This window comes from Rhodococcus sp. BS-15, from assembly GCF_000813105.1.
In the GTDB taxonomy this organism is placed as follows: Bacteria; Actinomycetota; Actinomycetes; order Mycobacteriales; family Mycobacteriaceae; genus Rhodococcoides.
Genome location: NZ_BAOX01000477.1, coordinates 1 through 2,287 on the forward strand (window position 1 = coordinate 1; position 2,287 = coordinate 2,287).

The following is a 2,287-nucleotide window of genomic DNA, read 5'->3' on the forward strand; positions in this document are numbered from 1 at the left end:
GGACCCGCGGCGCCATCGCGTTGGCCGACGGCGACGCGACCGGCTGGGCAAACAACCCATCCGCGGGCGAGGCGCTCTACGACATCGACCGTCCCGTCGTCGTCGCCATGTTCCGGCCGCCCCGCGCCGTGCAGCACCTGCGATCGATCTGCGGTCTGCTGGCCGGCTCGGACGCCCCGATCGATCCCGAGGATTCCGAGCTCGGGATCCACACCGATTCCGGGCGTGAGGCTGACCCGAAGGAAACGCTGCGTACGGTACGCCGAGCGTTGGTCGAGCAACCGGTCGTCTACTTCGACGATCTCGACCCGGACGGCCGCACCGCGCTGGCTGCGTCGCGCACCGTTGCCGACGTCGAGTTGCTCACCGGCCTCGTTGCCGAGCGTCGCTCCGAGGGAGTCGCCCTCATCGACACCTCGGGTCGGCTCTCGGACTACCGATTCCCCAGCACCGGAACCATCGCCCAGGTCGCATTGCTGATTGCGGGCGAAATCTCGGACCGGGTGATCGATCCGGATGCACCCGCGCTGGCGACCTACCCCCTTCCCGACGGTGACGCCCTGGTAGAGCAGTTGGACAGCGCCATTCCCGACGGCGGGATCTTCGGCGATCTCGCCGAGTTCGGGTTCGGTTCCGATGCAACGGCATTCGGCGATGCGGGCGAGAAGAAACTGTATCCGTTGATCGAGGACAGTTGGCTGACAACGGTCGTCGACGAGCTCGTCGAACGCTTCGGCCGCACCTTCGCAGCTCAGTGGCAGACCGATCGGGACGGTCTGCGAGTGCGGGCGATCGCGCTGTTGCACCGGCTTCGACTGATACACAGCGTGTCCGGCGGCGTACTGGTGCTGCCGGTGATCGCGCGCTACCGCGACGTGATGGTCAGCGTGCGTGATCGGATCCCGCAGGACTCACTGTTCGGCACCGATCAAGACCCCAGCACCGCACAAGCCCCCAGAACCGCACAGTCCGTCAGTAACGAATCGTCCGAAGTAGAGGCCTGAGTAGATGACCGCACACTCGACACGCTTTCGGCCGACGCGAGCAGGGATCGTCAACCTGTGGGACTACCGCGATCAGGAGTTCTCCTTCGCCGACGGTCGCCTGGTACTGCGTGGTCCCAACGGATCCGGCAAGACCAAGGCACTCGAAGTGCTGTTTCCCTTCGTCCTGGACGGCCGCATCGAACCCCGCCGACTCAATCCCTTTGCCGGAGAAGAGCGGACGATGAAATCCAACCTGCTCTACCGAGGGCAGGAAAGCGCGCATTCGTACGTGTGGATGGAGTTCGGCCGCGGTTCACGCGAGGACCCCGAATCGGTGACGGTCGGAATCGGAATGCGGGCGAGCCGCCACAACGACAAGGTGACCCGCTGGTACTTCGTGGCCGACGGCCGAGTGGGCGTGGACTTCTCGTTGTTGGGTTCCGACGACCGGCCGTTGACGAAGAAGCAGCTCGGTGAGCAGCTGGGCACCGACGCGTTGACCGATCGCCCGGTGGACTATCGCGCCGCGATCGATGCCCGCATGTTCGGGCTGGGCGCGCAGCGCTACGACCAACTGATCAATCTCATTCTGACGCTTCGTCGCCCGCAATTGGCCAAGAACCTCGACCCCAAGGGGCTCTCGCAGGCGTTGACCGACGGTCTGCGTCCGTTGGACGAGCAGCTGGTGCTCGAGGCAGCGCGGTCCTTCAGCGACATGGAAGAAGTAGGCCGGGCACTCGAAGGACTGGCGCAGGCCGATCACGCCGCCAAGAACTTCGTCTCGGTGTACTCCAAATACTTCGGGTACAGACCCGTTCGGATGTCGAGCAGGTCTCACGCCGGCTCGAGGCGGTGACTCACGCGACCACGGCGCACTTTGCCGCTGCCGCCCTGAAGGACCGGCGTCTGCTGGAACGAGCGGCTGCGGAAACTCGATTCGACGAGGCCGAACGCGCACTGGATCAGGCCGTAGCAGACCGCGAGACCCTGCAGCGCTCGAGCGCATACGAGGGCAAGCAGCAACTGGACGACCTGGCCGAATCCGCTGCGAAGCTGGAGATCTCGACCGCCCAGCAGGCCGACCGCGCACGCAAGGCGCACGCCGAACTGGAACAGCGCACCACCGAGGCGGCTCGCGCCGACTCCGCACTCCGAGACTCCATCGCCGGGGTGACCCGCGCCGAGGAGGAACTGCAGACTGCGGCCGAGGACGCGGGCATCGTCTGGACGCCACTGCCAGGAACAGCCCGCAGCGATCAGATCAGCACCGCTCTGCGTGGCCATGCCGAGGAGCGCGACGG

At 65.9% G+C, this 2,287-nt stretch carries 1 protein-coding gene and 1 pseudogene; both read left to right on the plus strand.

The features are described 5' to 3' along the window. Window positions 1–1,004: DUF2398 family protein (locus RHBS_RS27070; RefSeq protein ID WP_128646883.1), on the plus strand; the 1,004-nt coding region annotated here is incomplete at its 5' end. 4 nt (window positions 1,005–1,008) lie between these two features. Next, window positions 1,009–2,287 (plus strand): annotated as a pseudogene (locus tag RHBS_RS27075) (TIGR02680 family protein); the annotation flags it as partial.